This is a genomic window from Pseudoalteromonas sp. 3D05 (assembly GCF_002723455.1).
In the GTDB taxonomy this organism is placed as follows: Bacteria; Pseudomonadota; Gammaproteobacteria; order Enterobacterales; family Alteromonadaceae; genus Pseudoalteromonas.
The window spans coordinates 148,012-154,643 of record NZ_PDUS01000004.1 but is presented as its reverse complement, the minus strand read 5'-3'; the positions used below and the strand labels follow the sequence as shown (position 1 = coordinate 154,643).

The following is a 6,632-nucleotide window of genomic DNA, read 5'->3' as shown; positions in this document are numbered from 1 at the left end:
GCCTCTTATATTCAATTGCAAGGTCGATTACCAAAATTTGGGCCATCGAAATATGGTTAATTTTAAGTTTCTGCTGTTCAGCTCTTATATTCAATCTCAAGGTCGATTACCAAAAGGTGGGCCATCAAGAAGGAGGGCCATCAAGAAGGAGGGCTAAACATTTATTTAACTTTGCCTCTTATATTCAATTGCAGGGTCGATTACCAAAATTTGGGCCATCGAAACATGGTTAATTTTAAGTTTCTGCTGTTCAGCTCTTATATTCAATCTCAAGGTCGATTACAATACCGCCATCAAAAAGGCAGATTGCCTTTATCTGCAAGCAACTAGAGTGGATTTTCTTTCGAATGGCAATCAAACTTGCAATTAATGGTTTTGGTCGAATTGGTCGAAATATCGTCCGAGCGCTGTATGAATCAGGGCTAAGCGATGAGATCAAAATTGTTGCTATTAATGAATTAGCGGATCCTAAAGGGATCGCTCACCTCCTTAAATATGATACGTCTCATGGACGTTTCAAATTTCCTGTTACACTCGGTGAAGATTGTATCAATGTTGCCGGCGATTCAATTGCATTATTTTGCGAAGAAAATCCGTGTGAACTTCCTTGGCAGGTACTTGATATCGATGTGGTACTAGAGTGTACAGGGGTGTTTCATTCTCGTGAACATGCACAACTTCACTTAAATGCGGGCGCAAAAAAGGTATTATTTTCTCAACCTGCGGATGCTGATGTAGATGCCACTATCGTTTATGGTATCAATGACGATGAATTAACCGCTGCGCACACAATAGTATCTAACGGCTCATGTACAACAAACTGTATTGTACCTGTCATTAAAGTGCTTGATGATGCATTTGAAATTGAATCGGGTGCAATCACCACTATTCATGCCTCGATGAATGATCAGCAAGTCATTGATGCTTATCACCATGATTTACGCCGTACTCGTGCAGCAAGCCAATCAATTATTCCGGTAGACACAAAGTTAGCACGCGGTATTGAGCGGATTTTACCCAAATTTCATGGCCGATTTGAAGCCATCGCTGTGCGAGTGCCTACTATCAATGTTACGGCGATGGATTTGAGCGTCACAGTCAATACAGACGTAGATTTAGTTACAGTAAATAAAGCTTTAAAAGCGGCTGCGAAAGATAGATTAGAAGGTATTTTAAGTTATACAGAGGAGCCATTGGTCTCTGTTGATTTTAACCATGACGCACACTCATGTATTATTGATGGCACGCAGACACGAGTTAGTCATAAACGACTGATAAAGTTATTAGTCTGGTGTGATAATGAATGGGGATTTGCCAACCGTATGATTGACACCGCACGGTGTATGATGGTTGCAGAAAACTAGAAATATAATTAAGAATTTTTATTCAAGTCAGTATCGTTAACTAAGGAGAAGTCCATGTCGGTCATTAATATGGTAGATTTAGATTTAAACGGCAAACGCGTTTTAATTCGTGAAGATTTAAATGTACCAGTCAAAGCAGGTAAAGTGACCTCAGATGCACGTATTCGTGCAGCATTACCAAGTATCAAACTAGCCCTTGAAAAAGGCGCAAAAGTAATGGTGATGTCACATCTTGGCCGTCCTACGGAAGGGGAATACAACGAAGAGTTTTCATTGGCTCCAGTTGTTGATTATTTAAATGAGGCACTAGAACAAACAGTACGCCTTGAAAAAGACTACCTAGATGGTGTTGAAATCGCTGATAATGAAGTGGTTGTGTTTGAAAACGTACGCTTTAATGTTGGCGAAAAGAAAAACGACGAGGCATTGTCTAAAAAGCTTGCTGCACTATGTGATGTGTACGTAATGGACGCTTTTGGTACTGCTCATCGTGCACAAGCTTCAACCCATGGCGTTGGTTTATTTGCCGACGTTGCGTGTGCGGGCCCTTTATTGGCAGCAGAGCTAGAAGCCCTTGGAAAAGCGCTTGATAACCCAGCACGTCCGCTTGTTGCTATTGTTGGTGGTTCTAAAGTATCAACCAAATTAACAGTACTTGACTCACTTTCAACGATTGTTGATCAGCTAGTCACTGGTGGCGGTATTGCAAATACTTTCATAGCTGCGGCAGGTCATCCTGTAGGTAAATCACTTTATGAAGCTGATTTGATAGATGAAGCAAATAAATTATGCGCAGCAGCTAAAAGTAACAATGGTGAAATACCAGTGCCTACCGACGTTGTTGTGGGTAATGAATTTTCAGAATCAACGGTTGCAACATTAAAAGATGTTAGTGAAGTAACCAGTGATGATATGATTTTTGATATTGGCCCGGATACAGCGAGTAAATTAGCTAAAATTATTGCCAACGCTGGTACTGTTGTTTGGAATGGCCCTGTTGGGGTGTTCGAATTTGATCAGTTTGGTAATGGCACGCGTGCAATTGCACAAGCGATTGCTGATTCAAACGCGTTCTCAATTGCTGGTGGCGGCGATACGCTAGCAGCGATTGATAAATACGGTATTGGCGATAAAGTTTCATACATTTCAACCGGTGGCGGTGCTTTCCTTGAATTTTTAGAAGGGAAAAAATTGCCAGCTGTTGCTATGCTAGAAGAGCGTGCTAAATAAAACGAGCATGCTTGTTGGTGTAAGTAAATTTACTTACACCGGCTAACACCATTAATTAAATACCTCTCACCCTTATTTAATTACTGGTTTGTGTTGGCGGTAGGTTTGGCAAGTGCCAAGACTGTCGTGATGCAGTGAATGCATCGAATTAAACTATTCCGTTCGACTAGGTAGTGTTGCGTTAACGCAGCTATCGATAATTTGGAGAATACCCAATGGCTTTAATCAGTATGCGACAACTTCTTGATCATGCAGCTGAAAATGGTTACGGCGTGCCAGCTTTTAACGTTAATAACCAAGAGCAAATCCGCGCTATTATGATGGCGGCTGATAAAACAAATAGCCCTGTAATTGTGCAAGGTTCAGCCGGTGCTCGTGCCTATGCTGGCGCCCCATTTATTCGTCATATGATTTTAGCTGCCATCGAAGAATGGCCACACATCCCAGTGGTTATGCATCAGGATCACGGTACTTCACCTGGCGTTTGTCAGCGTTCAATCCAGTTAGGTTTTTCATCTGTAATGATGGATGGCTCATTAATGACTGATGGGAAAACACCTTCAAGCTATGAGTATAATGTTGATGTAACACGTAAAACAGTTGAGCTTGCTCATTCATGCGGTGTATCGGTTGAAGGCGAGTTAGGTGTTTTAGGTTCTCTTGAAACTGGCGAAGCTGGTGAGGAAGACGGTGTTGGTGCTGAAGGTAAATTAACTACAGATCAAATGCTAACAGATCCAGAAGAAGCCGCTGACTTTGTTAGCAAAACTCACTGTGATGCGCTTGCAATTGCCTGTGGTACTTCTCACGGAGCTTATAAATTTACACGCCCACCAACGGATGACATCTTAGCAATCGATCGTATTAAAGCGATACATGCACGTATTCCTAATACTCACCTTGTTATGCATGGTTCGTCATCAGTACCACAAGAGTGGCTTGAAATTATCAATCAATATGGTGGTGAAATCCCTGAAACGTATGGTGTTCCAGTTGAGCAGATCGTTGAAGGTATTAAATTTGGTGTTCGTAAAGTAAACATTGATACAGATTTACGTTTAGCATCAACAGGTGCGATTCGTCGTCACTTAGCACTAAACCCATCAAACTTTGATCCACGAAAATACCTTGCTGAAGCAACGAAAGCAATGACTGAGATCTGTGTAGCGCGCTATGAAGCGTTTGGCACTGCGGGTCAAGCAAGTAAGATCAAGCCAATCTCACTTGATGAAATGCATCTTAAATACTTATCTGGTGAGTTAGATCCACAAGTTAAGTAACTTAATAGATTGAAAATAAAGCTAGTATCTGCAAAGAGCTGGCTTTTTTTATGCCCGCACAATTAAGAAAGATCATTCCCTTACTAACTAATAAAGGAAAGGATCGGGTTTTTACCAACGCTTTATTCTTGAGATCAGTCTTTTACTAAGGATCACGATCTAATATGTGCTTTTTGTTTGAAAATCCAGCGTAAATTGTAACGTTTGTACAAATGATCAACGCCTTACATTCTTGTGTTAGTACAATCATGATCCCAGATCCAAGTTAGTTAGTATAAGCATGATCCGAATTTGTTTACTTGGTATGAATTTGATCCATAACTTATTTTTACATTGGAATAGGCTGAGGCTATTTTTAAAACTAAAAAGCTAATAGCTGAAGATTAATTATATTGGTTACTGATCTACTTCATTTGCAGTAAAGTAAGAAAAGGTTGCTTGAACCAAGTCTAATTGATGAGTTTTAATACTTTTTTTGCGTTGTTTGTGTTTTTTTTTCGCTCATTTTAATTTACACGTTACACTTTCATAAAAATGTCATACTTAGTCATAATAATGAAAACAAGTTCGATAACGAAAGAGAAGAATTGGAATGTCACGTAAAGTACTTGTCGTCGATGACGAAGCGCCTATTAGGGAAATGTTAGTTTTTGTATTAGAACAAAATGGATTTCAAGCAATTGAGGCCGAAGATTACGATTCTGCTATTGCAGCCATGGTCGAACCATATCCAGACATGGTTCTACTGGATTGGATGTTACCAGGTGGCAGTGGTATTCAAATTGCTAAAAAGTTTAAACAAAATGAGCATACTCGCAAAATCCCTATCATCATGCTAACAGCCCGTGGCGAAGAGGAAGATAAAGTCCGAGGCTTAGAAGTCGGTGCTGACGATTATGTAACGAAACCATTTTCACCGAAAGAACTGATGGCGCGCATTAAAGCGGTTATCCGCCGAGTTTCACCAACGTCGTTAGAAGAGGCGATTGAGGTACACGGTTTACGCTTAGATCCAATTTCACATCGCGTAACTTCTGATGGCAGCGAGCTGGACATGGGCCCTACAGAGTTTAGATTATTGCACTTCTTTATGACTCACCCTGAGCGCGTATATAGCCGAGAACAATTGCTAGATAATGTGTGGGGGACTAATGTCTATGTTGAAGACAGAACAGTCGACGTGCATATTCGTCGTTTGCGTAAAGCGATAGCTCCGCTGGGACATGATAGACTGGTTCAGACGGTGAGAGGCGCAGGTTACCGTTTTTCGAGTAAACTATAGTATCTTAAACGTTAAGTTAATGACTTTATTAGCTTAAGTTTATTTTTCTAAGGTAAAGTGAGTTTATGTATCGAGTTGTTAATAAGCAAGCGCTTGCTAAGCGTTTGCTTATCTATTTTTTACCCCTACTACTTATTGGCGTGCTTATTGGTGCGCCATTTTTGCTTTTATTTTTAGGCTCATTTTCATTATTAGTTTGGCATTATCATCAACTTTACCGACTCAGTGATTGGCTACTTAATCAACGCAGTTTTAATCCACCGGAAGGTGAAGGTGCATGGGAACAAGTTTTTGAAGGAATTTATCATCTACAGCATCGCAATCGCAAAAAGAGAAATGAACTTGCAGATCTAATTCGCCGCTTTCGTGATGGTGCTGAAGCTGTCCCTGATGCTGTTGTAGTGTTACAGCGGGATCTTAGTATTGTTTGGTGTAATCAATTGGCGTTAAAAATACTTGGTTTGCAGTGGCCTGCTGATCATGGACAACGTTTAGATAATCTAATTCGTGATCCTAAATTTGCTAAATATATGCACCAAGAAAAATTTGATGAAGCTCTTGAACTTGAAAATACACACAGTGTTGAGCAAGTACTGGAATACCGTGTCATGCCATACGCAAGCTCACAGCTTATGGTGGTTGTGAGGGATGTTACTCGTTTAAAGCAGCTAGAACAAATGCGCAAAGACTTTGTTGCAAATGTGTCGCATGAGTTACGCACACCTTTGACGGTAGTGACAGGCTATTTAGAAATGTTTGATGGCGATATGATGCCACCGCCTGCTATATGGAATAAAGCGCAGAATACTATGTTAGAACAGTGTAAGCGTATGGATAGCTTGGTAAATCAATTATTATCATTGTCACGCATCGAAGGCGTAAGACGACAAGATAATGATAAAGCAATCAATGTCCCTCAGTTATTGGCGTATATTCGCACTGAGGCCCAGTCACTTAATCAAGACAAAGGGCATGAGCTCACATTTGAGGTTGATACAGAGCTTGATATTAAAGGCGCTGAGGATGAACTGCGAAGTGCGTTTTCTAATTTAGTGTTTAATGCTATTCATTACACTAAACCAGGCGGGAAAATAACCGTAAGTTGGCTACGAGTAGACAATCAAGCCGTTTTTTCTGTTGTTGATAATGGTGATGGTATCGCGCCAGAACATATTAACCGCCTCACTGAGCGATTTTACCGTGTAGATAAAGCCAGAAGTAGAACAACGGGTGGTTCTGGTTTAGGCTTGGCGATAACAAAGCATGTACTTACACGCCATGATAGCCATTTACAAATAAAAAGTAAGCTTGGTGAAGGCTCATGTTTCTCTTTTTCGTTCTCAAAAGAGAAGCTTGTAGAGAGTGGTAATTCAAAAACACTTGAAAGTCATAAAAGTGCAACAATTAAGTAATCTAACTGTCATTTAATGGCTTTAAAGTAGTCAGCAGTTAGGAAATGGGACGAACAAATCGGAG

Annotated in this window: 5 protein-coding genes; all 5 read left to right on the top strand. The window is 40.4% G+C overall.

The genetic code is table 11. The features are described from left to right. Positions 1 to 347: 347 nt before the first annotated feature. The 5 genes from epd to phoR all read left to right on the top strand — a co-directional run bounded on the left by epd (position 348) and on the right by phoR (position 6,568). A complete protein-coding gene (gene epd / locus CSC79_RS06245; RefSeq protein WP_099294975.1) occupies positions 348 to 1,364 on the top strand; it encodes an erythrose-4-phosphate dehydrogenase in 1,017 nt (338 codons plus the stop codon). Between the two features lie 54 nt (positions 1,365 to 1,418). Further along, complete coding sequence (locus tag CSC79_RS06240) at positions 1,419 to 2,594, top strand: phosphoglycerate kinase (protein ID WP_099294974.1); 1,176 nt, start codon at positions 1,419 to 1,421, stop codon at positions 2,592 to 2,594. A 215-nt stretch (positions 2,595 to 2,809) separates the two neighbouring features. Then, complete coding sequence (gene fba / locus CSC79_RS06235) at positions 2,810 to 3,874, top strand: class II fructose-bisphosphate aldolase (protein WP_099294973.1); 1,065 nt, start codon at positions 2,810 to 2,812, stop codon at positions 3,872 to 3,874. 592 nt (positions 3,875 to 4,466) lie between these two features. Then, positions 4,467 to 5,156 carry a phosphate regulon transcriptional regulator PhoB gene (phoB, locus tag CSC79_RS06230; RefSeq protein WP_099294972.1) on the top strand — a complete coding sequence of 230 codons (690 nt, stop codon included), beginning with the start codon at positions 4,467 to 4,469 and terminating at the stop codon, positions 5,154 to 5,156. A gap of 65 nt (positions 5,157 to 5,221) precedes the next feature. Then, the gene (gene phoR / locus CSC79_RS06225) at positions 5,222 to 6,568 is read left to right on the top strand and encodes a phosphate regulon sensor histidine kinase PhoR (protein ID WP_099294971.1); all 1,347 of its coding nucleotides are present in this window, start codon (positions 5,222 to 5,224) and stop codon (positions 6,566 to 6,568) included. Positions 6,569 to 6,632 lie beyond the last annotated feature (64 nt).